At 58.7% G+C, this 23,078-nt stretch carries 22 protein-coding genes and 1 pseudogene; 16 read left to right on the forward strand and 7 right to left on the reverse strand.

Features of this window, described 5'->3' with window-relative positions; all coding sequences use genetic code 11:
• The first annotated feature begins 11 nt into the window (after window positions 1-11).
• The 3 genes from ACNJX8_RS08305 to ACNJX8_RS08315 all read left to right on the forward strand — a co-directional run bounded on the left by ACNJX8_RS08305 (window position 12) and on the right by ACNJX8_RS08315 (window position 3,954).
• Window positions 12-1,166: a DegT/DnrJ/EryC1/StrS family aminotransferase gene (locus tag ACNJX8_RS08305; protein ID WP_439361842.1), complete on the forward strand. Its 1,155-nt coding sequence runs from the start codon at window positions 12-14 to the stop codon at window positions 1,164-1,166.
• A 587-nt stretch (window positions 1,167-1,753) separates the two neighbouring features.
• Window positions 1,754-2,203, forward strand: a complete 450-nt coding sequence (locus ACNJX8_RS08310) for a Rieske (2Fe-2S) protein (protein WP_439410350.1) — start codon at window positions 1,754-1,756, stop codon at window positions 2,201-2,203.
• A gap of 1,403 nt (window positions 2,204-3,606) precedes the next feature.
• On the forward strand, window positions 3,607-3,954 hold the full coding sequence (locus ACNJX8_RS08315) for a (2Fe-2S) ferredoxin domain-containing protein (protein WP_018319601.1): 348 nt from the start codon (window positions 3,607-3,609) through the stop codon (window positions 3,952-3,954).
• Window positions 3,955-4,365: 411 nt separating this feature from the next.
• Here the strand turns inward: ACNJX8_RS08315 and ACNJX8_RS08320 are convergent, their stop codons facing one another.
• Complete coding sequence (locus ACNJX8_RS08320) at window positions 4,366-5,109, reverse strand: OmpW/AlkL family protein (protein WP_439360219.1); 744 nt, start codon at window positions 5,107-5,109, stop codon at window positions 4,366-4,368.
• Window positions 5,110-5,557: 448 nt separating this feature from the next.
• Window positions 5,558-5,971, reverse strand: a complete 414-nt coding sequence (locus ACNJX8_RS08325; protein WP_439360221.1) for an ArsC/Spx/MgsR family protein — start codon at window positions 5,969-5,971, stop codon at window positions 5,558-5,560.
• Window positions 5,972-6,000: 29 nt separating this feature from the next.
• On the opposite strand from ACNJX8_RS08325, the gene ACNJX8_RS08330 reads away from it, so the two are divergent.
• The 8 genes and pseudogenes from ACNJX8_RS08330 (at window position 6,001) to ACNJX8_RS08365 (ending at window position 13,002) form a co-directional block, all read left to right on the forward strand.
• Window positions 6,001-6,408 carry a hypothetical protein gene (locus ACNJX8_RS08330; RefSeq protein ID WP_439360222.1) on the forward strand — a complete coding sequence of 136 codons (408 nt, stop codon included), beginning with the start codon at window positions 6,001-6,003 and terminating at the stop codon, window positions 6,406-6,408.
• Window positions 6,409-6,545: 137 nt separating this feature from the next.
• Window positions 6,546-7,430 (forward strand): nitrogenase iron protein, encoded by an 885-nt coding sequence (nifH, locus tag ACNJX8_RS08335; RefSeq protein WP_027571409.1) that lies wholly within the window; start codon window positions 6,546-6,548, stop codon window positions 7,428-7,430.
• A 148-nt stretch (window positions 7,431-7,578) separates the two neighbouring features.
• Complete coding sequence (locus ACNJX8_RS08340) at window positions 7,579-8,370, forward strand: nitrogen fixation protein NifQ (protein ID WP_439360223.1); 792 nt, start codon at window positions 7,579-7,581, stop codon at window positions 8,368-8,370.
• Between the two features lie 292 nt (window positions 8,371-8,662).
• A pseudogene (locus tag ACNJX8_RS08345) lies at window positions 8,663-8,845 on the forward strand (homocitrate synthase); the annotation flags it as partial.
• A gap of 60 nt (window positions 8,846-8,905) precedes the next feature.
• On the forward strand, window positions 8,906-9,247 hold the full coding sequence (nifW, locus tag ACNJX8_RS08350; RefSeq protein ID WP_128943607.1) for a nitrogenase stabilizing/protective protein NifW: 342 nt from the start codon (window positions 8,906-8,908) through the stop codon (window positions 9,245-9,247).
• Between the two features lie 991 nt (window positions 9,248-10,238).
• Window positions 10,239-11,348 carry an electron transfer flavoprotein subunit alpha/FixB family protein gene (locus ACNJX8_RS08355; protein ID WP_128943608.1) on the forward strand — a complete coding sequence of 370 codons (1,110 nt, stop codon included), beginning with the start codon at window positions 10,239-10,241 and terminating at the stop codon, window positions 11,346-11,348.
• Between the two features lie 11 nt (window positions 11,349-11,359).
• On the forward strand, window positions 11,360-12,667 hold the full coding sequence (locus tag ACNJX8_RS08360; protein WP_439361843.1) for an FAD-dependent oxidoreductase: 1,308 nt from the start codon (window positions 11,360-11,362) through the stop codon (window positions 12,665-12,667).
• Between the two features lie 38 nt (window positions 12,668-12,705).
• Window positions 12,706-13,002 carry a ferredoxin family protein gene (locus tag ACNJX8_RS08365; RefSeq protein WP_128943609.1) on the forward strand — a complete coding sequence of 99 codons (297 nt, stop codon included), beginning with the start codon at window positions 12,706-12,708 and terminating at the stop codon, window positions 13,000-13,002.
• A gap of 231 nt (window positions 13,003-13,233) precedes the next feature.
• Here ACNJX8_RS08365 and ACNJX8_RS08370 read toward each other — a convergent pair whose 3' ends face one another.
• The 4 genes from ACNJX8_RS08370 to modC form a co-directional block, all read right to left on the reverse strand.
• The gene (locus ACNJX8_RS08370) at window positions 13,234-13,782 is read right to left on the reverse strand and encodes a carboxymuconolactone decarboxylase family protein (RefSeq protein ID WP_439360224.1); all 549 of its coding nucleotides are present in this window, start codon (window positions 13,780-13,782) and stop codon (window positions 13,234-13,236) included.
• A gap of 6 nt (window positions 13,783-13,788) precedes the next feature.
• Window positions 13,789-14,343 carry a peroxiredoxin gene (locus tag ACNJX8_RS08375; RefSeq protein ID WP_128943611.1) on the reverse strand — a complete coding sequence of 185 codons (555 nt, stop codon included), beginning with the start codon at window positions 14,341-14,343 and terminating at the stop codon, window positions 13,789-13,791.
• 169 nt (window positions 14,344-14,512) lie between these two features.
• Window positions 14,513-14,809, reverse strand: coding sequence for a DUF2478 domain-containing protein (locus ACNJX8_RS08380; protein ID WP_439361844.1), 297 nt, complete (start codon window positions 14,807-14,809; stop codon window positions 14,513-14,515).
• Between the two features lie 21 nt (window positions 14,810-14,830).
• Window positions 14,831-16,012: a molybdenum ABC transporter ATP-binding protein gene (modC, locus tag ACNJX8_RS08385; RefSeq protein ID WP_439361845.1), complete on the reverse strand. Its 1,182-nt coding sequence runs from the start codon at window positions 16,010-16,012 to the stop codon at window positions 14,831-14,833.
• Window positions 16,013-16,737: 725 nt separating this feature from the next.
• Between modC and ACNJX8_RS08390 the strand changes: the two genes are divergently transcribed.
• Complete coding sequence (locus ACNJX8_RS08390; protein ID WP_439360225.1) at window positions 16,738-16,938, forward strand: hypothetical protein; 201 nt, start codon at window positions 16,738-16,740, stop codon at window positions 16,936-16,938.
• Between the two features lie 113 nt (window positions 16,939-17,051).
• Here the strand turns inward: ACNJX8_RS08390 and ACNJX8_RS08395 are convergent, their stop codons facing one another.
• Window positions 17,052-17,297, reverse strand: coding sequence for a cytochrome c peroxidase (locus tag ACNJX8_RS08395; RefSeq protein WP_439361846.1), 246 nt, complete (start codon window positions 17,295-17,297; stop codon window positions 17,052-17,054).
• Between the two features lie 2,564 nt (window positions 17,298-19,861).
• Here ACNJX8_RS08395 and ACNJX8_RS08400 point away from each other — a divergent pair.
• The 4 genes from ACNJX8_RS08400 (at window position 19,862) to ACNJX8_RS08415 (ending at window position 22,865) form a co-directional block, all read left to right on the forward strand.
• Window positions 19,862-20,308: a hypothetical protein gene (locus ACNJX8_RS08400; RefSeq protein WP_128943614.1), complete on the forward strand. Its 447-nt coding sequence runs from the start codon at window positions 19,862-19,864 to the stop codon at window positions 20,306-20,308.
• A gap of 170 nt (window positions 20,309-20,478) precedes the next feature.
• Window positions 20,479-20,724: a hypothetical protein gene (locus ACNJX8_RS08405; protein WP_245508460.1), complete on the forward strand. Its 246-nt coding sequence runs from the start codon at window positions 20,479-20,481 to the stop codon at window positions 20,722-20,724.
• A gap of 825 nt (window positions 20,725-21,549) precedes the next feature.
• Window positions 21,550-21,843, forward strand: coding sequence for a hypothetical protein (locus ACNJX8_RS08410; RefSeq protein ID WP_439360226.1), 294 nt, complete (start codon window positions 21,550-21,552; stop codon window positions 21,841-21,843).
• Window positions 21,792-22,865 (forward strand): NEL-type E3 ubiquitin ligase domain-containing protein, encoded by a 1,074-nt coding sequence (locus ACNJX8_RS08415; protein WP_439360227.1) that lies wholly within the window; start codon window positions 21,792-21,794, stop codon window positions 22,863-22,865. The genes ACNJX8_RS08410 and ACNJX8_RS08415 overlap by 52 nt, the downstream gene beginning before the upstream one ends.
• The last annotated feature ends 213 nt before the right edge of the window (window positions 22,866-23,078 follow it).

Consider the following 23,078-nt stretch of genomic DNA (forward strand, 5'->3'; position numbering starts at 1 on the left):
GCGCGCACACTGTGGAGGAGAGTACATCATTCATTCCACTGTCCGATCCCGATATCACCTTCGCCGAGCTCTCTGCCGTGGAAACGCTGCTGTGTTCGCCGCAAATCTCCAACGGGCGCATCACTGAAGCGTTTGAGCACGCTTTCGCCGCCTATCTTGGTCGCAAATATGCTGTTGCAGTCTCGAGTGGTACAATCGGGCTCCTGCTTGCGCTGCAGGCGCTCGGTATCGGCCCGGGGCAGGAGGTTATCGCCTCGCCCTACTCCTTTCGCGAAACCGCGCATGCCATCAGTCTCGCAGGCGCACGAGCGGTATTTGCAGATATCGATTATTGGTCGGGAGCATTAGTCCCAGCGAAGGCCGAAGAGCGCATCACGGCCAACACGCGGGCGATTGTCGCCGGCAATCCTAACGGTCATCCCGCGCCATGGTCGGAACTGCGCGCAGTCGCGCAGCGCCATCAGCTGCTGCTTTTGGAGGATTGCACCGAGGCGATCGGATCGAGCTACAAGGGTGAGCTCGTCGGCCGGTTTGGCGACCTCGCGGTGTTCGACTTTGCTCAGCCGGTGGCCCTAACCTGTGGCGAAGGCGCAATGGTGGTGACCGACGATATCGACATCGCGGTCGGCTTGCGTCGCCATCGCGCCCATCGCCTGGACGAGCGCTTCTCTGTTGTTGTCGCTAGCACGGCACCTTATCAGGCCGGCATGAGCGATCTCACGGCTGCCTTGGGCCTGGCCCAGCTCAAGCGCCTCGATGAAATCCTGGAGCGGCGTCGTTTGGTCGAGCAGCTTTATAACGCCCATATGCAATCATTTGAGGGCATCAAGCCGCCTTATGTTGGTCCCCATGTGACCGAGGTGAACTGGTTGCTTTATCTCGTTCATCTGGGGACACGCTTCACGCGATCGGGGCGCGACGCCATTATCGATGATCTGCGCGGCGCAGGGGTTGAGTCCGCCGCCTATAGCCAACCGCTGCACTTGCAACGCCACTACTTTGACTTCGGCTATCGGCGTGGCGATTTCCTGGTTACGGAAAAAATAGCGGATCGCGCTCTCGCGCTTCCGTTTCACACCCATATCACGAACAAGCAGATCGAGTTTATCGTCGATACCATGAAAGATGCGTCGATCAACGTAGGAGCGGGGGCAGCGATTTACTGAGATGCTCGTCATCCACGACACGGAAGACCGAGGATTGAATGGCGATGATCGTAGTTTGTGTCATCGCTAGAGATGAGCAAACGGACCGAGCATACGTCGTTTGTGGCAGCGTTGCCTGACGCGGATCGTGATCCACACAAATGCGGGAGCACGCCGGATGCCCCTGGAGGCATGCACTCGTCTTAAGTCCGCAAGAGAAATGTTCCAAGCGAGCGCGAAGAAGACCTGCTCGACAGTAGAAAAGGCGCCGCGTCTAAGGCGCGGCTTGAGACGCGCCAAGGTGCCCGATTCGAGATCCTCGGTGTCGACTCGGGATCTTTAGAGTTATCAAAACAGGGGATCAGTATGAACTCGCAAGAAGTCATCATCCACGTCCGCTTCGGTCCGAACGGGAGGGTGATCCAGATCAGTGAGCGTCCGGCGAAGCTCACGCCGAACCAATGGTTTGATGTCCTCAACGCTCGTGCCAGCTCCGCTTATCGGCCGCTCGCTCGTGGCCGCGGGATTTTTCGGCTGAGCCGGACTGCGATCGAAGCCTTCAAGCAGGAAACTGCGAGGCCGGGATGAGCGAACCGATCATCGGCGACCTGATGAGCGATCAGATCGAGGTTTTTGCCGTCTGTCCGGCCGATGCCATCGAGCGGAGTGGGGCCATGGGCTTTAGCCTGTCGCGGATCGATGATAGGGGCGAGAGCCGGCCGTTTCCAATTATTGTGGTGCGCACCTTCGCCAACGACTATTTTGGTTACGTCAACCGTTGTCCGCATGAGAGCGTCTGGCTCAACATCGGCTCCGGTGCATTTTTCTCGGCGGACCGCTCGTTTCTCAGATGCGGCCGGCACGGTGCAAGATTCGAGATCGACACTGGGATGTGCATCGACGGCCCCTGCGATGGACAATCGCTTGAGCCGGTAGCACTCGCCGTGATCGAAGGTGACGTCTGCCTGTGCGGCGTCAAGCTGCTGGAGGACGATGGGTTTGCCGACCTGTTCGCGGACGGCGACGAAACCATGGATATCACGATCCATCCGGACTAACGGGCCTATCGCTTTGTTGTGCTCAAGCTGCCTGAGGCGCTTTGCCGTCGGATGAGGCCGTCGTCCTGGTGAGCGTTGGCAGATGCGTGTCACGGCTGTTGACTTGTGAGACAAAAAGGGCACCCCGCGCGGACTGCGGCCTTGCACTTCGCGACCTCCGCCGCACCAAGAAGCTGCTCTTGCGCTAGCGCGCAAGTCGAGCCGGTAGGCAGGAACCCTTCGTACTGCCGACGATATGTTCGAGCGGGAAATGCCCCCGGCGGCTGGAAGTTCGCCGAGGGCATCGTCTGGGCTGGGGAAATGGAGGGACCCAGACTGACAGGACCGTTGGGGAGGGATGACGATCCTGTGTCAGAAGTGTTTGGCCGGCCGGCGTAGCTGACGTTATTGCCTGCTCTGCAACTGCAATGCCAAACCTCCGCTCGTGCGACGCCCTTAGCGAATGGCGCCACCATCGTCAGCTAGGGACCGGTCAAGAGTAGATGCATTAATGGGGCACGCGCTCGTTGTTCCGCATGCGCCGCTGCAAGCGCGTATTGACGTGTATTGTGCGAAACGTGGGCCAATCTGGGACCGCTGTGTTGCCGGTTTGCCGTTGCTGCCAATCGGGATTGGGGCCGGCTTGGCCTGCAGCCTCAAAGGTGGCTCGGCGATCATCCCTGCCTCGTTGGGCTCTCGCGACAGGCGCTATCTGTTGAGGCAAACGATAGATCGGCAGCGGCGGAACGCAGCGTCCAGCTTCAGGGCGAACAAGATGCTGTGGGCTCACGATGCGGCCGACCGATCACGCCATGGCAGAACAGAGCGCTCGATTCACCGCGCGATCGTCGAGAATAAAGGCTCCTCGATAGGCGGCACGAGGGTCATGAAGATCGCTGCTAATTCCAAGATATGACGGCACAAGAGCTGGACAAAATAGTCGAGATGCTCGGTTATTCTGCGTACGAACTGCAGAAGGTTGAAGCGGGAGGTCAAACGCTATGCGAGGTTTGTCGTGTTCGAAACAAAAGTAAACAACATTGTCGCAACCTCGGCAATAATTGTGAGTCGCGCCGGGCAAAGCAAGGGATCGTTGCAGAAACGAACATTACGCATCTGGTGTGTAACTTGCTTTTGAGAAGTTGGGTGGTGAGCAAGTGAGGCGGGAGTAGAAAGGTCGCGATGACGGAAGAAGAGGTTGGAATTGATCAAGGAGGCTGCTCCGGACACGAAGGTATCTATCGCTGATCTTCAGCTACGACAATCACGATGGCGCCCGCTCATTTCGCCTGCTTTCGCAAGCGCGAGTGGGAATCAGTAGCATCAATTGGTCGATGCGGCGTTCAACCGTAAGAGATTGTGGGGGCGATGTGCTGGCACCTTGTCCCTTTTCAGATGAAGCCCATTGATCACAGGATAGGCGCATGAACTCAGAAACCGAATTCGAGCTTCCTCAACTTTATAGGCATCATGTCTTTGCCTGCAACACGCAGCGTCCGCCAACTCATCCGCACGGCAGCTGTGGCGCCTCCGGCGCGCAAGCCCTTTGGGATCGAATGGGCAAGGCGATCGAAGCGCAAGGCCTCAACGATATTGGCTTCACGATGGCAGGCTGCCTTGGCTTTTGTAACTCTGGTCCCTTGATGGTCGTCTATCCCGATGGAGTATGGTATCGCGCGACCACGCCTGAGGACGTTGACGAAATCGTAAACTCCCACCTCAAGCAGGGCAAACGTGTCGACCGCCTTGTGATGGTGCTAAAGCGAAGCTAGAGGCTTCGCTTAACAGCCACGTGCCCGGGCTAGCAAGCATGGACGGCTTGTCAGTCCATGAGCTGGCCGCTCGGAGCTCGGATCGTCTGAGGTTGAGCGGGGGCCTTTCACGCTCCGGGTCTGCGAACAGCAGGTCATTGACGTGGGCGCGGCGTGCCGCCTTTTTTCTCCGGCCCAATCGGCAAATGGCGCCTTTTGCAACGCGCGATTAAACAAGCATATGAGCATATGCTGCGTCGATCTGTTTGTGTACCGTCACTCCATGCCGCGCGATCCGTAGCTCACAGCGAGAGCAATGCGGCGAATGGCTCCCGCGTCTCGTGAGATGACGCGTCCTTGACGCATCATCTCGCTCCCTGCTTGCACTGCGGTAAGGTTAGAGGACGCGCTCGATGAGCTCCTGTTCCGGCGTCAGAACTTGTAAGTGACGCCGCCGCTGACGAGCCATGGATCGATATTGGCGCGACCGGTGACCGCAATCGCATTGTTTACGGTCGCGGAGTACTCCGGCCGCAGCCACAGCTTCTTCACGTCAAAGTTGAGGCCCCAGTGTCGATCAAGCATGTAATCGAAGCCGAATTGGACCGCTGCGCCGAATTGGTTGCTGATGCGCAAATCCGTCACGACAAGACCGGCGAGCGACGTATTGGTTGCCGATTGGTTGAAGAATGCGGTGTAGTTGATGCCCGCACCGATATAGGGCTTGAGCGCGCCGAATTCGGTGAAGTGATATTGTAGGGTCAGTGTTGGCGGCAACAGCCAGGCTTTGCCGATATCGAGGCCAGTGAGCGCGCCATTGCCGGTGATGCGATGGCTGGTCACGCCGAGAATGAGTTCGGCGGCAACGTTTTTTGTGAAGAAATAGGTGATGTCGAGCTCGGGTACGGCTTGATCGCTGATCGAAAGCCCAGAAGTTGGTGAGGACAGCGAGGGCGCTCCGGCGACGCTGACCGAGCTGCCTGCGGTATCCGGCAAAACGCCAAGCGCGCGCAGGCGGATCATCCATGGATTGAAGGGTTCGATCGGAGGCGCTTTATAGTAAACCGGCGCCCGACCCAGATCCGCAGCCTGGACCGAGATGCTGGCCAACGAGGTCGCGAGCGCGAGGAGCGATGCCCTCGTCAGAACTGTCCTTGTTCTCATCGAATTCTCCATTCCAAAATCGGCGCGAAGAGCCGCGCGACATCTCTGTCACACATCGGGAATGGCGGAGGATTTGATACCGATCAAATTGGGAGCGGCCATAGCGCAATTGTGCCGCTAAGTTGCATAAGGATCACAGCCGCGAATCGTGGTGGTCTGTTCTGATCGTTACTCAATTGAAGAAAGCAGAATCTCTTCAAATAACCGCCTCTCGGCTTGGTGCTCTGATCCAATCGCGGAGGTCATGCGCGATAAAGGCGGCAACTGCGGCGGCCGCTCACACACAGCAAAGACGAGAAGCGCGGCATTCGAGCGCAATAGAGGCGATGCTCCTTACGGAGCAGCCACTCGTGCGGGCCATCTCAGCGAAGGTTCCCTCGGTTACTACCCGTGAAGGAAGCCGGAAGTGGGAAACGTCATCTCTGCCTCGCTTGATAGACTGGGGGTACCCTCCGCCCTTTCACGTCTGCGGACAACGCGTACGGTTTGCTTCGTGCAAGCATCCCTCGAGATCATCTTGCGTGTTGCCGCCAAGCAGGGACAGCACGGGCTCATGATCGAATCCGGCACATCGTGCCCCGTCTACGTCGATCAGCGGTCGTCGTATCAGGAGCGGATCGACCATCATCAATGCGAGCGCGCTTGCGGCGTCGATAGTATCGGGATTGACTTCGCCTGACCTGATACGGGGCGCGGCTCGGTTGAACCAGGATTCGACGGGCTTAGTGCGGAAGAAGCTGCGCAATTCCTCCGCATCCCATGGCTCCTTCAAGATGTCTTCGGCGATCACGTCGTGGCCGGCGGACTTCAGCGCTTGAATCTGACGCGCATTAGTGGCGCAGCCGGGCTTCTGATAAAAGATGATTGTCGCCACGACATACCTATGTAGGCGCGCTGATCTGAATGATTGGCACGGCGCTGCTGCTTCCAGGAGCCGATTCGAATTTATTGCAGATCATCTCCAATGTCAGCGCAACAAGCCCCGTACCGTATGTGCAACACTGGCCGCTGTTCCGCCAGGTTTCGAGCCCGACCGGCATATTCACTCTCCCCAAATCGCCTGACTGCGAGAAGAGCAGCAAGTTCCGTTCCACACCTGAGGCATCGGAACAGGTCCCGTCAGATCGGCTTTTCGCGTTGATGGTTGTGGTCGTTGTTCGTTTTCTGACAGCCGCGCAGATCCTGTCAGATCCAAAACAGCCAGGATCACTCACCGGCTGGCTGGTTTCTAGAAACGTAATCAGAAGCTTAAGGAGCGCGGTCACAGCGTTGGCACGGCGGTTGCTAATAAGCGACAGCAACACTGAGTGAGGGCTGAGTGCACGCCGACGCGTAAGACGAGCGATGCGCTCCTTCCCTTGAACCCGTGTGCCCCGTTTCTGAGAGGGAAACAAGCTCGCGCGCAAGAAGCGCGCAAACTTTTGGCAAATCGGTTGATGGAGAGCAACATGTCTTCACTGAGACAAATCGCGTTCTACGGGAAGGGCGGCATCGGCAAGTCGACCACTTCGCAGAACACGCTGGCGGCGCTGGCCGAGATGGGACAGAAAATTCTGATTGTAGGGTGCGACCCGAAAGCGGACTCGACCCGCTTGATTCTGCACGCCAAGGCGCAAGATACGATTTTGAGCCTTGCAGCGAGCGCCGGCAGCGTTGAGGACCTCGAGCTCGAGGACGTAATGAAGGTCGGCTACAAGGACATTCGCTGCGTGGAGTCCGGTGGTCCTGAGCCGGGTGTCGGCTGCGCCGGCCGCGGCGTCATCACCTCGATCAATTTCCTGGAGGAGAACGGCGCCTACGAGAACATTGACTATGTCTCATACGACGTGCTCGGCGACGTCGTTTGCGGTGGCTTTGCGATGCCAATCCGCGAGAACAAGGCGCAGGAAATCTATATCGTGATGTCCGGTGAAATGATGGCGATGTATGCCGCGAACAACATTTCCAAGGGCATCCTGAAATACGCGAACTCTGGCGGCGTGCGGCTAGGCGGTCTGATCTGCAACGAGCGGCAGACCGACAAGGAGCTGGAACTGGCGGAAGCGTTGGCCAAGAAGCTAGGCACTCAGCTGATCTACTTCGTGCCGCGCGACAACGTGGTGCAGCATGCCGAGTTACGCCGCATGACGGTGCTCGAATATGCACCCGATTCCAAGCAGGCCGATCACTATCGCAATCTTGCGACCAAGGTTCACAACAATGGCGGCAAAGGCATCATCCCGACCCCGATCTCCATGGACGAGCTCGAGGACATGCTGATGGAGCATGGCATTATGAAGCCCGTGGACGAATCCATCATCGGCAAGACCGCCGCCGAACTCGCGGCCTCGTAAAGGTCGCGAGTCGCGGCCTTGTGAAGGCGCGCGACGGATGCCGGTCTCCCTCACCGCCCATCCCGGGAGGCCGGCATTTGATGATCGACCCTGACCAAAGGCAGGATGCGGCGGGGGCAAACCTGACTATTGTGAAACCCGCAAAATTATGTCCGAAGCGAACTTCCTTCCCCTGATGGCTGCTTGTGCCGTTGATGCCAACAGCCAGATGCACAGGGGAATTGCAACCTACCGCCTGCTCACCGGTGTGCCTCCTGCAGATGCCGTTATTGCCATTGACAGCGATCTCGATCGCCACGTCCTGGCGTCTATCCTGGCGGCTGCCACAATGGATGGTGGCTCCCTTCCCGAGAAGGCCGGCCTGTCCGGCCTTGAACTGGCGGCCTTGCTGGAGCAGTACTTTCCCCCGCTTGAGATCAAGCTCCCGGAGCAGCTCTCGGCTTTCAAGTGCGAAGAGGACGACGAGATCGCAATGCTGCGCGATCTCTTGCTCAAGCACAGCTCGACGGAAGGGGATATCGGCCGCTGGCTGGCCGCGATGATCGCGCGCCGTGCCATTGAGCCAGACCACCTGTGGGAAGCTCTCGGCTTGCGCAATCGTGTCGAACTCTCTCGGCTGCTGAGCCGCCATTTCGCGCCGCTCGCCGCGCGCAATGTCAACAATATGCGCTGGAAGCGCTTCTTCTACCGCATGCTTTGCGAGAATGAAGGCCTCGTGATGTGCACAACACCCGTGTGCAATCAATGTGACGACTTCAACCTCTGCTTCGGCGAAGAAAGTGGTGAGAGCCGGATGGCCGAGCGCCGGCGCGATTTTCTGTTGCAGCCAGCTCGGCCGGTCGTTGCCGGCGACGGGCCATCTGAGCTGCCACAAGCGTCCGCTATCGACCAGTCATCCGAGAAAGCCTCGCCGGATTTGGTAAGCCGCGCGGGAGGTTGAGGACGCGGCTGACGCCGTTTCGATGCGAACGAGTGACCATGTGTCCAAGGTGGCGGCGGGCCCCAAGTGCTCCGCGACAATTCTCACATCCTGGCGCGCCGCAATGCATTAACGTTCGAACTCGGCGTAGCAGTAGGCAAGGCGTGCGCTTCATGAGCCTGTCGCATTTGCGACAATCCATTTGCTGAAGAAGGTCGAGGACAGAAGCGTTAGTTTCGTCAATGGGTTGCCTGGGGCGACGGGCTGGCATGCTGGTTGCTGAAGCTTAGGTAGGTCAATGAGGAGCTCTCGCGTGATTGCCACCAGCACCGTCGCCAAATCGTCTTGGTCCGACCAAGTGCGCGCCGAGCCCGCCATGCTCAACGACACGACCTTACGCGACGGCGAGCAGGCACCTGGCGTTGCGTTCACCACAGAGGAAAAGCTGGCGATCGCGCGGGCGCCGGCGCGGGCCGGTGTCACGGAGATCGAGGCAGTCAGCAGGCGCCACCCCATCTCATTGACCGTCCAGAGCTAATCCGAAGGAGAATTTTCGATGATCCACTCATCCGCGGCATCCGGTATCCTGGATCGGCTCAGCAAGGCCTCGTCGGCAGAGGATTTTTTCTCGCTGCTTGGCGTCGATTACGACCCTAAAATCGTGAATGTCGCGCGCCTTCACATCTTAAAGCGCATGGGACAATATTTTGCCAAAGAGCAATTTACTGGTGCCGCAGAGCCGGAAATCAGAGCTCGGTGCAAGGCGATGCTGGAGCAGGCCTATGCCGATTTCGTGTCATCGACACCGATCGACCAGCGAGTGTTCAAGGTTTTGAAGGATGCCGTCGCAGACCCTAAGAAGGCCGCGGCCTTTGTCGCGTTGAGCGAGCTGAAGTGATCTCGCGCTCCACTGCAAGCAAGGTTTGCGCCCGACGGGCGCCGTGGCAACCCGATGTGGGGCCTTCGTCTTCATCCGGGTCAACTCTCTGCAGCCATGACCCGAGCGGCGCCTGTCGTATTCCCGACCCATGTCTGGACTGGTCGTGTCCACGGTATCAGCGGCCATTCAAAGTGTCTGCCAAACCAATATTTTCGACTGACATTCAATGGTTTTTGCAACTGGTACGACACTTGCTGTTGTCCTGCCGATCCGATCATCGATGCCGACAGACGGTAGTCGTCCGAGATGAGATTGAAGGAAGACCCATGATGCTGCTTTTACTGCCTGCCGAGCGCTGCGCCATCATCTCGTGGCCCACGATCGCGCCAGGTACGTTCGAAACGGTCTTCGCGATCGAAGTTCCGTATCGACGGTGAGATGGTGGTCAATGGATAAGTTGCCTCTTCGCGCTACACCTGGAGAGGGTATGCCCAGCATCCTCCGCATCAAAGCGGCCCCCGATTCCGCTCAGATTCGTATCCATCTCATGGCGGATAGCAACATGCGTCAGGAAGAGGGCCAGCGTCGGCCCACACGGGTTTTCGGTGCTGGAGGCTCGGCATGGGTTGCGTGACAGGTGCGTTGCCGGGTTCGCGCTCGTCGTCACCGTCAATGTGGAGCCGCTGGGCCGAACGTGAGGCGCAGGTATTGCGCAGCGAACGGACTCGCCAACTCAGGCATGGAAGCGACCGGTCAGAATCACCGCGGCGCCCTGGCCGCCGCGGTGGCGCTCGTCGGACATGGCGAAGCGTCCAGTGTGGAAGACCTCTCCAAATCCGGCCGGACCGGTACGTCTATCGCGACGACGCGTCTTGTTGTGCGGCCGGTCGGACGAAGCAGACGGGGCAGCGCAGCCGGCCCCTTGCTGACCGAAAGTGATCTTCAGTTAACGAAGCTAAAAAGCAAACCTGTGGCGCGGGCGTGCCTATCTTTGAGGGGAATTTAGAGTATGAGCAATGTCACGAGAACGGCCATGCCGGCGGCGGCCGGCCGCGCAGCAGCCAAAAAAGAACTGCCGGAGCACTTTAAGGCGTACAAGCACGTCTGGGTCTTCGTCGAGCTGGAGCGCGGCCAGGTGCATCCGGTTTCGTGGGAGCTCATGGGTGCGGGGCGCAGGCTTGCCGACAGGCTAAAGGTGAATCTTGCCGCTGTCGTTATCGGTCCGGAGGGGCAGCACACACGTAACGCCGCGCTTGACGCCTTTTGCTATGGCGCGGATCTGGCCTATCTCGTGAGCGACAATGTTTTGTCGGATTACCGCAACGAATCCTATACCAAAGCGCTAACCGAACTCGTCAACACCTACAAGCCCGAGATCCTGCTGTTGGGGGCGACGACGCTCGGTCGCGATCTCGCAGGTTCCGTGGCGACGACTCTGTCGACGGGGCTCACTGCCGACTGCACCGCGCTGGACGTCGACGCCGATGGTTCGCTTGCGGCGACGCGTCCGACCTTTGGCGGCTCGCTGCTCTGCACGATCTATACCTTGAATTATCGTCCGCAGATGGCAACCGTCCGCCCGCGGGTCATGCCGATGCCTGAGCGCGTTGTACGCGATGCCGCTCGTATCATCGTCCATCCGCTCGGCCTTCTCGAAGATGATATTGTCACAAAAGTATTGTCGTTCCTACCCGACCGCGATGCAGAAACCTCCAATCTGGCCTATGCCGATGTCGTGGTTGCGGGCGGCCTGGGACTGGGATCGCCTGAAAACTTTCGGTTGGTGCGCGAGCTCGCTACTCTGCTTGGCGCTGAATATGGCTGCTCGCGTCCTCTGGTGCAAAAAGGGTGGGTTACGTCTGACCGGCAAATCGGCCAGACGGGCAAAACCATCCGGCCAAAGCTCTATATTGCCGCCGGCATTTCCGGCGCGATCCAGCACCGGGTTGGCGTGGAGGGCGCGGATCTGATCGTCGCCGTCAATACTGACAAGAACGCTCCGATCTTCGACTTTGCCCATCTCGCGATCGTCAGTGACGCCATCCAATTGCTACCGGCGCTGACGGGCGCATTTCGCGCCCGGCTTTTGCCGAATTCGCGCGCCCGGATCGCGGTCTAGAGGAGTTGATGATGATTGAAGAGAGATTCGATGCGATCGTGGTCGGAGCCGGTATGGCCGGCAACGCGGCGGCATTGACCATGGCCAAACGCGGCATGAAGGTGCTGCAGCTCGAGCGAGGCGAATATCCTGGATCGAAGAATGTGCAGGGCGCCATCCTCTATGCCGACATGATGGAAAAGCTGGTCCCCGAGTTTCGAGACGAGGCGCCGCTCGAGCGTCACCTGATCGAGCAGCGGTTCTGGATAATGGACGATCGCTCCCATGTCGGCATGCATTACCGCTCGGACGACTTCAACGAGGAACGGCCGAACCGCTACACGATTATACGCGCGCAGTTTGACAAATGGTTCTCTTCCAAGGTGCGGGAGGCTGGCGCGACCGTGCTGTGCGAGACGACTGTCACCGAGCTCGCACGTGATGAGCGTGAAAGGATCGTCGGTGTTCGAACAGATCGCCGAGACGGCGAAATACATGCCGACGTCGTCGTGCTGGCCGAAGGGGTCAATGGCCTGCTCGGGACGCGCGCGGGCCTGCGCGCGCGGCCGACACCTGATAACGTTGCGCTCGCGGTGAAGGAGATGCACTTCTTGCCTCGCGAAACTATCGAGGCGCGCTTCAATCTCAAGGGCGATGAAGGCGTCGTGATCGAGGCGGCCGGTACCATTTCCCGCGGCATGACCGGAATGGGTTTCATCTATGCCAACAAAGAGTGCATTTCGCTCGGCATCGGTTGTCTCGTCGCCGATTTCCAGCGCACGGGCCAAACGCCCTACGGCCTGCTCGATCAATTTAAGAGACATCCCTCTGTGGTGCCCCTGATAGCAGGGTCCGAAGTCAAGGAATATTCGGCGCATCTCATTCCTGAAGGCGGTTACAAGTCGATCCCGCAGCTTTATGGGGAAGGCTGGGTCGTAGTGGGCGATGCGGCCCAACTCAACAATGCCATTCATCGTGAGGGCTCCAATCTCGCGATGACTTCCGGCCGCATCGCTGCCGAAGCGATAACTCTGGTGAAATCGCGCGGCGAGCCGATGAGTGCAACAAATCTGTCGATCTACAAGAAGATGCTGGACGATTCCTTCGTCATCAAAGATCTGAAGAAGTACAAGGATTTGCCGCCCCTGATGCATACCCACTCAAAAAACTTCTTTCTCACCTATCCGCAGCTCATCTCTAAGGCGATGCAAAGCTTTGTGCGCATCGATGGTACGCCCAAGGCTGAGAAGGAGAAGGCGACCCTGAAATCCTTTGTCAAGGCGCGGTCATGGACAGGTCTGTTAGGCGATGCTTGTCGTTTTGCCCGGGCCTGGCGTTGACCGCAACAGTGTGAAGTCCAACAATGGAAAGCGAAAGCATGAATGTCGAACCGCCGGTGCGCGTCGAAGACAAGCTGTATTACAACCGCTATGTTGTCGACGTCGGTCAGCCTCACGTCAAGGTCCGTGCGCACACGACGCCGTCGCCGCAGCTACTTGCACTTTTGAAAGCCTGCCCCGCGCGATGCTACGAGCTGAACGACGACGGCCAGGTCGAGATAACAGTTGACGGCTGCATCGAGTGCGGTACCTGCCGTGTGATCGCCGAGCCCAGCGGCGACATCCAATGGAGCCATCCACGCGGCGGATATGGAGTGCTGTTCAAGTTTGGGTGAAGGTGGAACGAACGGCCGTGGTGCGACCGATCTTAGGCGACGGATCTTACTTGTCTGTGGCGCATTCCGCGTCGCTTGCTCGGCGCCTGGAATTCGAGCAAAGCACTCTTCATGGGGACGCCGCGCAAGGTATGACTTGCGGATATCACGCTCGTTCGGGAGCCGCAAAGGACTGGTGGTGGCGCCACTGAGTGGCGCCACAACGCCGTTGATCGCATGGCAGAGGAAGGATCAGCCCCTCGCCTGAGAGGGGTTGAGCCCAGCAGCCTCGATTGCGATCGCCACTGATTCCATGATCGCGGCAAAGCGCACGGCGGTCTGGATCGCTTCGGAACTGACGCCCGCCGCTCGCAGCGTCTTCTCGTGGGCATCAATGCAGGCGCCGCAGCCGTTTATGGCGGAGACCGCAAGCGACCACAGCTCGAAATCGGACTTGTCCACGCCGGTATTGGCGATCACGTTCATACGCAGCCGTGGCGGCATCGTCTTATATTCCGGATTGGAAACGAGGTGAGCGAAGCGGTAGTAGACGTTGTTCATTGCCATCACGGAGGCTGCGGCCTTCGCTGCGGAGATCGCCGCAGATGTCATCACGGCGGACGCAGCCGATTCCATCGCGGCCATCAGGGCCGCATTGCGGGTGGCGATCGCGCTCGCCAGCAGCACCCCGTATTTTCGTTGCGGCGAGAGCGTCTCATCGGCCACCAAGGAGGTCAAGTTAAGCCTGACATCCTTCGCGAAATCGGGAATCCTGTCGCTCAGTTGTTCGATCGACGACATAGTGCCTCAAGCAACCTTCAGGGTTTCGCCGCCGATTTCGCGGTTGCAGGGACAGAGCTCGTCGGTTTGCAGCGCGTCCAGAACGCGCAGCGTGTCCTTGGGACTGCGCCCGACACTGAGATTGGTCGCATAGACGTGCTGGATCGTGTTTTCGGGGTCAACAATAAAGGTGTAACGATAGGCAACCCCTTCGGGTGAACGCACGCCAAGGCCGTCGACGAGCGTTCCCTTTGTGTCGGCAAACTGCCAGATTGGTAGATTGTGCAGGTCGACGTGTGAGCGCCGCCAGGCGAGCTTGCAGAACTCATTGTCAGTTGAACCACCCAGGACAACCGCGTCGCGGTCGGCGAATTCCTTGGACAGCCGGGCAAACTCAGCGATCTCTGTCGGGCAGACAAAGGTAAAATCCTTGGGATAGAAGAAGATGATCTTCCACTTCTCTGGAAAGCTCGTTTCGGTTAGCGTCTCGAACGCGCTCTGTCCTTCTTCTTCCTGCGCTTGAAAGCCGGGCTTCACGCCTGTGATTTCGAACGCCGGCAACTGACTTCCAATTCCGAGCATGCTGTCCTCGCAAATTTGCTTTTTGTAGATCGTGACCTCACTGGTGAAGCAAACTATATGCCACCCGTTCGCAGGATTGGAATTGTCGCAACAAGGCAGCCAAGGTGATTTGGGTGCAGGCAATGCTCGCACACTCGGAGCCTCGATTAGCATTTGGCGAATTTGCTGATCACGAAGAGATCGATGGCGCGAAGTGCCCGGGAAACGACAGCTGCGGCCTCGGCAAGCCCATTTGTATCGAGATTAGCAGGACATAGCTCCGCTGCCGAGTAGCTGGGAAATCGAGATCTCTTGTCCCGTCGCAACGTCGATTCCGAGCATGACCTGCGTGCGAGTTGATCGGGTGTCGCTGCACGATGCCGCCGATGCGTACGCCTTGCTGCGCGATATCCTCAGCGAAATCGGCCAGTAGCCTATCGACATCAGTGTTTTGGACGGTAGAGAACTGCCCCCACGCTATTCGGATCTATCTCATCCAGATTATCGATCACAGCCGGGATCCTGTTGATGTGTTTCTCGTCTCGGGGCATAGCTGTCGAACGTTCTCATGCAGATGTGGCAGGCGTTGCAAGCAACCGCTCGGCAGCCCGAGCGGAACGGCGCGCGCGACCTCCGCGAATACGTCCGCTCCATTGCTGAGCCGTAGCGCATCAAAGGAGCGGCGCGTGATGCGCGCCAAAAGTGGCACGCCAGAACGGCCAGTTTCAAGAGTCAGAACCAAAGTGACCTCAGCCTCGTCGTACGGCAGAGAGGCTTTGATGCGTGCCGGAAATACATTGAGGATAGAGCTTGCCCGCGGGGGCTCGCGCGCAATGCTGACGTCGGCGGCTGCGATGCGCAGCCGCAGCCGTGCGCCCGGTCTAAGCGGCACTCCGGGTATCAGAAGGCGCGCAGCCTTGAGGCGGAGCTTGATCAGCCCATAGCGTCCGTCATAGCCGCCGACCACGGTATCAAGACAGACTGCCGATTCGCCGCGCCTGGCAAGCGCGGGATCGCTCTGAACGACATTGAGCGGCCCGGCCGCAGTCACGACGCCATCTTTCATTATGACGAGATGATCGGCAAAACGCTCGATATCAGCGATGTCATGGCTGATGTAGATCATCGGCAATGGGAGCTTTTCCCGCATGCGCTCGAGAAATGGTAGGATCTCGCATTTGGCGGAGCGGTCGAGCAGCATGAGCGGATCGTCCAGCAAAAGTAGCCGAGGCTGGCCTAATAGCGCGCTGCCAAGGGCAAGTCGCTGTCGCTCGGCCCCGGAAAGATGTGATAGCGAACGCTCGAGCAGTGGCGCCAAGGCAAGCAATTCGACCACACCATCAAAATCGATCAGTGTCGGATCCGATTTTGACGCGTTGTATAAGAGGGTGCGCCGTACAGACAAATGAGAAGGAAGAATTGGTAGCTGGAATACATATGCGACGGGACGCAGAAGATGCGGTCGAAACGTCGTCTCATCCTGCCAAATCTCTCCATCGATCGCACAGAATCCGTTCGGCAGACGCTCCACGCCGGCGATGCAGCGCGCGAGTGTGGTCTTGCCGCACCCGGGCGGACCAAAAATCGCTGTGACGCCTTTGGCCGGTAGGCTGAATTGCACATCTAGCGGAATGCTTGCGAGGGAGCCGTTGAAGGCAACCTCAATATAGCCCTTTTTGGCTTCTCTCATGAATGCGCCTGTGCTGTATCTTCCCATCCAAGTCACGTGCACAATCGCTGCAATGGAGATGATGGCCAAGCTTCCGACAATCCAGTCTGTTCCGCTCCAGGATGGCGTCTCTGCTCGCGTGAGGGCATAAGGTACGACGGCGGACTGCAGATCGGTGTTAAGACCGGAGGCTTCTTGAGCATCTCCGCGTCGCGAGGATCGTGGTAATCGGACGCTGTCCGATACGGTTGCCAATGAGAGGCAAAGCGCCTTTCCAGCAGCGCGAGGTTCTCACCCTGCTTCGCCGGGCCGAGGACTTCTGCTGAATGTCCAAATGGCGCGGCTTGAGAGATTTGGCGGTATAGATGTCGGCGTACGCCAGAGCTGAATACTGGCTCGGGGCTGGAAATCCGCATCAAGGATCCCACAGCTTCGGGAGCCGATTTGAAGTTTGCGCCGATCGCCATAATCATGGCGTCTGCATTCTCAGATGTGAGCAGCATCAAAGCCAGATCGATCAGGATGAATCGGATAAGCCTCATTGGAACTCCGGCTCCGCCGCAACCGCTTCCTTGGCGGCAACTTGCTGATCCTTACCCAGCAATCCGCGTGCCGTTTCAAGGAGTATCTGGCGGCTAGTGGCAAGGAGGCTTTGTATTGGTCTCCACCCGGCGTCTTAAATCGCCGCATCCTATTGTAGGGCTTTGGACGCTCGCGTCACCAACCGCACATGCAGGAGCTACGAGATGGCAGCCGAGGATGATACATCGCCTCTCGGACAGGATTACTTCCCGTTCGGCGCAGCCAAAAGCCTGCTTCCGAGGGAGGACAAGAGTCGTTTTGTCGTCACCAAGGATCTCGGCGATGAGTTTGTTTTCCGCCGGGCGCCGTTGCGCAACGTCGCATTGTGCCCCCTACTTCCATTCTGGTCAGGTTTGGAGTCTTAGGCAAGTGGTTGGCGTTGACATGGACTTGTGCATCATTGACGAGTGTTACGGCCCCACATTCGCCAAAGCATCATCTCCAATGCGTCTAAGGCTCGATGGCTTTGGCGAAATGTTCAAACGTAACTGGTGCCGCATCGTTGGGAAAAGCCTTTACTGAACATAACGACATAATCGGTCATTGACTTCAAACTGCTGAGCACGTGATCGAGCGTCGCATTTATTTCGACGCTGGCCTGGACAAGGGCGTGCGGCCTGCGCCTTAAGATCCGCCGCGCGCCCATTCCAGAACTGGGCCACGTGAAGACCGCGTTATAGACCGTTGGCGCACGACGTGAACCCAGCTGCCAGCGATGACCAATCGACGTCGGGCCGGCATCGACCCCGGCGAGCTGCGTCGCCGCAGCTTCTCGCTAATCCTCTCGATGCGTGCCCGTTGCGCCTTCACCCCCAACACTAGGCTGAGCGTCATCAACCAACATCGAGGACATTCGTCCCCGGGACAGCCGGTCCGACGCGCAGTTGTCGGGAGTTCGTCCTACTGCCGCCAATGTGGGTATGCACAGAACTTATTCACGCACTTCCCGGACGCTCAAAGTGCTTGAATCGACCGTAACGTCAGGTTGTAGGCGTTGCGAAGCAGAACGCCATATTGGGAGCCAACATCGCCACACAAGCGGTAAGCGGCCGATCTCTGTTGGATCTCGGTCTTCGCAATGTGTGTTGCGCGTGGCGGGACGATGATTCAGAGCGCCTTGCGTCGGCCCCGCAACAGCGAGACAGTGGCTGCCGAGGCGGCCCAATCCGGTAAACAGATCACGCTGGCGAGGCAAAGAAAAGTAGTGAAGGATATGCGGCTTAAGAGAGGTTTGGTGAATCAAGAACGACGAATGGGCTGGACTTGCAATGCGTATCGCTGTGCAGCCGCCCTCACTGCGATCGCGATCGCAGCGACGTGTTGCACAGGACACGCTCGCGCGCGAGATCGGCGGGCCGAGGAAGTCTTGACGTCGTGCAGACCAGACGTGATCCGCTTTTGTGACCGCTTTACAGGGCGTAGCGATGTGGAAGTGGCCATGTTTTGTCTTAGGGACAATTTCAAAAACTTGCGCGGCCAATGCCGACGCATGATGCCAACCGCGGCGGAGAGAAACGGCGGAACGAGACGACGTCTCAACAGGCTTCCGGTCGTCCTTCATAGAGAGTGAGGCGTTCGGGCGGCAGTTGCAGAACTCGGACGACAGTGAGGTGCTCAGACAGACGGGCGCCAGGGTTTGGTCAGCTTGGTGGCCGAAAGTCGATCGGGCTGGAAGCATCAGCGTGCCGAGCCGCAGTTATTGAGCTAGGAGACCTCTTTTGTTACCCGCCGATCGACTTCCCGAAGGAACCGCTTGATGCCGTTGCGGCGCTCTCGATGGGGGCTTCAGGGGAGTCGCTTCGCCCGATCGTCGCGCTCTTGGCCGAATGCACTTTAGAGCTCAAGGTCAAAGGAAACGCCGTCGACAAGAGCCGTTCAAAGGCAGAAAGCTGTTCAAGCAGACGCCTCTCAACGGCCTTGCGCTCCGCGCCAGGTAGGCCAGTTTTAAGTAATCGACGGCAGCGCCAGATTTCGTTCCGCAGCCATCTGATCTCACTTAATTTATCATCAATCGAAGTCATCATAGATGTAGTTCACTTCGTCCCTGGAGTATCAAGCATGGCGATCGTCATCGAGCGTCCATTCCTTGGCTCCGCATTCCTGCCTGAATAGTCGATCCGAGGACTTCGACTTCCCGACCGTTCTTCCCCGGAGGCGGCGAGCAGTTCGATGTATGCAACTCCTATCAATTAATATCACCCGACACCGCGCGTGTGACGAGAAATCGCGGCAGATCCTCGCGTTTTCACGGCGCCGCGATCGTGTGCCTTGCACAATTCCAGCGCTGCACAGGATTTGATTGGTGCGCGAACACCGGAGAGCAGTTAAATCCATGTCCGACACGCAGACGGCTCAAGCAGGAGCTGGCAATGCACAACGCATCCCCCCCATGGTTGATGGCAGCGGAATATGCAAGCCGTTTGACGGCTTTGTTGCCTGTTCAGGCGCTGGGCGCGACCTGACTTAGGCCAGCAGCTCGCGACTCCGAGCATAGGGATGTCGACCTCTAGCGGCCCAAGCGGCGTAAAGCGATGGCGGCTTCATTGCGATCTCTCATGGTGGTCGGTCCCGCGCTGCTACGAGCATTCGCAATCGCTTACCCGATAAATAATCTATGGGCGAGGTGGGCCTCATCAACAACATGGGAAAACCATGAGGACGAGTGTTGAGGAAGGCGAGCCAGCCTGACTGCGATCCACGGCATCGGCCAGCTAATCAAAGAAGCGCACGCGCCGGGGTTGGATGTTGGTCATCCGAGGCAAAATGTCGGCTGGACGGAGTGTCGAGCCAAATGAGCGTTACACAGACAATCATTGCCATCGACATCCGCTGTGCACGCCTCAGAAGACCGATTTAATAGCTTGAATCTCACGCTGCGACAGGTTGTAGGTTTGCTGATGCGTAAAAGATAAAGGCCCGCTTGGCAGGCGTTGATGTGCATCGCAAATGGAGATCGAGGGGACGGCCTGCTGATCGCCGGTTTTCTCGCTTGCGGGCGATGGCCAGGAAAGCCATTTCCATGGTCGGCACGGGCGCCGGGCCAGCCATTGTCAAGTACACTGACCGGTTGGAGTCGCGAGATGGGATGGATGATGGAATGATGCAGGCAGCAGAATATCGCTGACCCCAGCCGTGGCCGCGCTTTTTGCGGTCTAGGGAAAGCGCGCTGGGTGAACAGCCCGCGCTCGCAAGCAAAATAGTCCAGCAGACGGCCATATCTAGCCAGAGGCGATGAGCGGCAGCACTGATGACGGCACAGAGCGCTGCGGTGAAAGCTCGGAAGGTCTTATGTCCTTTCAGACCAGCCTCAGGAGGGCGCTAGGCGAAATCGATTGCGCCAGCGACATCGTTGAATTCTCAACAGTGGTGGTCACGCGCGACAAGCAACTGCGCAACGTGGACCATTCGTTGTTCCAGGAGAAGGCGGTGGTTGAGTTTCAATTTAGATTTCTGCCGAGTTTCGAGGAAAGCATCCGCGCCGGAAGATCGTGGGGCTACGCCACGACATGCAACGCGTTGAGCCGAAAGGCCGGAGGCCAGACCGGCCAGGACGGTTGCGAGGGAATAGCCTCTCGAGTGTCGCAGCTGGACGACGTTCTGATTGGGACGGTCGGAGTTAGGGCCTTTTCCCTATTTGCAGCATCATTCGGTCGGCACTTCAAAAGAGCGGAATGCCGCTGTGGAGGTATCAGAATCGTGCAACTCACGCAATCTGAAGCCGTGAGCCTGTGCTGAGGACAAGCGGTCCGAGCAGTGAGGTAAACGACCAACTAGAATCTCTCAATAGAAGAGTTCAACGGACATGAAACTGCGATGTCGAAGACGACCATCCTTCACAGCGACACTCTAAGCGATGTGGTCGTCAAAGATTACAGAACTGAACAAAAAATCAGAAGGACTAGGTCTTGAGCCAGGCGGAGAATGACGTCGTCGAGCACATGCTCTCGTCATTGACGAGCAGCATGTTGCAGAATCGTATCGCGCCCTCCGACGAGCAGGTGATGCATCATTTTGGGTTAGCCTGCGAGAGAGTGGGGCTGATCGCGACGGAGGAGATGGCAATACGGATACTGAAACGCGTTTCACGCGAGATCAACAAGGCGCAGTCGATGCTCGAGTTCATTGGTCGCGGCGCGGCTCGACTACACTGAGCTCGACATAGAAACTCTGTCGCACCAGTGCAGATGTGGCTGTCCGATCATTCAGTCGAACGCGTACGGTCAGGAGCCTCCTCATGGGCGCTCGCCCGTCGAGATTGGCGACGGTAAGCCGAGGGGGAGGGCCGGTTCACGTGACCGATGTCAAAATGGCTGGGAACTCGTCATCGGAGAAATTTAGCGAGCCCGTGTTGTCAACATCGGGTGCGCGCCGCGTCTCGTAGCCAAGGGCGAGCGGCGCTAGGCGCGATGGCTGCAAGCTTTTAAGCTCAGCTATTACATAAGCGTTTGAACGCAGGGAGAAGTGGGGCCGCCTCGCCGCAAGCGACAGCAAAGTTGCCGGCGTAAGCGCGCGCCGCTGCCGGCGTGCCGGCACCAGTCGGTCCAGCTCGAAGTGATTCGTCTGCGGAGCGCTGTTTAAGGTTCATTTTTGATGGGGCCATCCGTCATTTCGTCGCTCTGCGGTCCCGTCAGCTTATCGACAGCTAGCTCCCGTATCATGAACGTCGCTTCTGGCTTGCAGGCTCGGCTCAATGGGGCAGATCTGGCAGGCGAGACCGGGATGGACTCCAATATCAATCGATCCACGAGAGATCCTTGTCTGCGCCCATTCTGGCCGGGGTGCGCCGCCTGAATGTCGATGACAATCAGCTCAACGGCCTGCCCGAGACCCTTCCGGCCAGCCTCCGGCGGCTCCACGGAGCAATAATCGGCTGACCAGCCTACCCGAGCTTCCACCTGGCCTGCGGCGGCTCTATGCCATGAGCAATGGGCTGACGAGCCTGCCCGCAGAGCTGCCGCCGGGATTGCGGCGGCTGAATGTCGACAGCAATCAGCTGGCCAGCCTGCCCGAACGCGTTCCAGCAACGCTTCAGGAGCTGGACGCCAGGGGGTAACCGCCTGACCCACCTGCCCGGGCTTCCAGCCGGGCTCCAGCGTCTGAACGTCGAGTACAATCAGCTGACCGACCTGCCCGAGCCTCTTCCGGCCGAGCTCGAATGGCTCAGCGCCAGCCACAACCTGCTGACCAGCCTGCCTGAGACGGTCCCGCCCCAGCTGCTATGGCTCGGCATCAGCAACAATCAGCTGACCAGCGTGCCCGAGACCCGCTGACGCAGCTAAGCCGTGACTCGAGCGTTGATCTGGAGAATAATCCGCTGGCCGATTGGGTGCAGGCCGGCCTGGCAACAGCGATGCATGCCGGACACTATGCCGGCCCTCAGATTTTCTTCTCGACCGCGGATGGAGCGGTGGAAGTGCAGCCGCGGTCCCTGCAAGACGTTGCCGCGGACTGGCTCGAGGGCGGGCCCACGGCAATGGCCACTTGGCAGCACTTCGCCCATGAAGAGGGGGCCGCGGACTATGCACGCTTCCTCGTCAGGCTCTGGGGCACCGTGAATTACGGTAACGAGGCGTTCCGCCAGGCGGTCGCCGAAGACTTGCGGCAGGCAGCCGTCAGGCCGCGTTTGCGCGAGCAGTATTTCGAGTTGGCTTCGGGAGCGAACGCGACCTGCGAAGATCGCATTACTTTGGCCTGGAACGGCATGCAGACTGCACGCCTGAACGCTGATGTCGAGAACGGCGTCTGTGACGCGCGACTGGGCGAACTGCTCCAGCACGGCCGCGTCATGTTTCGCTTGGAAGCGTTGGACGGAATCGCGCGCGAGAGGGTCAACTCGCTTCGTCGTGCCGAACCCGACGCGGACGTCGATGAGATCGAGATCTACCTTGCCTACCAGACCCAGCTGCGGGACGCGCTGGAGCTGCGGCACATCGCTCCCGACATGCGCTTCATGAACGTCTCTCACGTGACCGAGGACGATGTGGCCAGTGCCGAGGCATCGGTGCGGACCCAGGAAGTGGCGGAATTTCCGGACTATTTGGCAGCGCGCTGGCAACCATGGGAAAGCGTGCTGAGGCGCATCGCACCCGAAGACTATGCTGAAATGCAGGAGCGGCTCGTCGACGCGATGGGCGTACAGTTTCAAACCCGCTTGGATGGGCGACTGGCCGAGCATGGTCTGACAGGCGATGCCGATGCCGAGCGGGTGCTCGGCGCCCAGATACGCAACGAGATCGCCCGCGAGATCAAAAGCGCGGTCATGCACCAGGTGCTCGGGGAAACTCGGCCTTGAGCTATGAGCGCCCTACGACGGAATGCCCCGTCGATCCGCCTAGCCGCTCACAATGTCAAGACAGTCATCGATTCTTTCGAGGACGCCGTGTCTGCATGAGCCATTCGGCGAATGAGCTGCCGTCAATTGCCAGTCGCGCGGTCCGTGCGGACGATCACGGTAAAGATGCGCGATCCAAGCGAAGATTCGTATCCGCAATCCATGCGTTCGCGT

The sequence above is a fragment of the Bradyrhizobium sp. SPXBL-04 genome, from assembly GCF_051853035.1.
GTDB classification, from domain to species: domain Bacteria; phylum Pseudomonadota; class Alphaproteobacteria; order Rhizobiales; family Xanthobacteraceae; genus Bradyrhizobium; species Bradyrhizobium zhanjiangense.

Coding starts and splice junctions, on each gene's coding strand:
- ACNJX8_RS08315 (WP_018319601.1), top strand. CDS start 3,607: ATGAACTCAGAAACCGAATTCGAGCTTCCTCAACTTTATAGGCATCAT.
- ACNJX8_RS08320 (WP_439360219.1), bottom strand. CDS start 5,109: ATGGAGAATTCGATGAGAACAAGGACAGTTCTGACGAGGGCATCGCTC.
- ACNJX8_RS08330 (WP_439360222.1), top strand. CDS start 6,001: ATGATTGGCACGGCGCTGCTGCTTCCAGGAGCCGATTCGAATTTATTG.
- nifH (WP_027571409.1), top strand. CDS start 6,546: ATGTCTTCACTGAGACAAATCGCGTTCTACGGGAAGGGCGGCATCGGC.
- ACNJX8_RS08340 (WP_439360223.1), top strand. CDS start 7,579: ATGTCCGAAGCGAACTTCCTTCCCCTGATGGCTGCTTGTGCCGTTGAT.
- nifW (WP_128943607.1), top strand. CDS start 8,906: ATGATCCACTCATCCGCGGCATCCGGTATCCTGGATCGGCTCAGCAAG.
- ACNJX8_RS08355 (WP_128943608.1), top strand. CDS start 10,239: ATGAGCAATGTCACGAGAACGGCCATGCCGGCGGCGGCCGGCCGCGCA.
- ACNJX8_RS08360 (WP_439361843.1), top strand. CDS start 11,360: ATGATTGAAGAGAGATTCGATGCGATCGTGGTCGGAGCCGGTATGGCC.
- ACNJX8_RS08365 (WP_128943609.1), top strand. CDS start 12,706: ATGAATGTCGAACCGCCGGTGCGCGTCGAAGACAAGCTGTATTACAAC.
- ACNJX8_RS08370 (WP_439360224.1), bottom strand. CDS start 13,782: ATGTCGTCGATCGAACAACTGAGCGACAGGATTCCCGATTTCGCGAAG.
- ACNJX8_RS08375 (WP_128943611.1), bottom strand. CDS start 14,343: ATGCTCGGAATTGGAAGTCAGTTGCCGGCGTTCGAAATCACAGGCGTG.
- modC (WP_439361845.1), bottom strand. CDS start 16,012: ATGAGAGAAGCCAAAAAGGGCTATATTGAGGTTGCCTTCAACGGCTCC.
- ACNJX8_RS08390 (WP_439360225.1), top strand. CDS start 16,738: ATGGCAGCCGAGGATGATACATCGCCTCTCGGACAGGATTACTTCCCG.
- ACNJX8_RS08400 (WP_128943614.1), top strand. CDS start 19,862: ATGTCCTTTCAGACCAGCCTCAGGAGGGCGCTAGGCGAAATCGATTGC.
- ACNJX8_RS08410 (WP_439360226.1), top strand. CDS start 21,550: ATGTCGACAGCAATCAGCTGGCCAGCCTGCCCGAACGCGTTCCAGCAA.
- ACNJX8_RS08415 (WP_439360227.1), top strand. CDS start 21,792: ATGGCTCGGCATCAGCAACAATCAGCTGACCAGCGTGCCCGAGACCCG.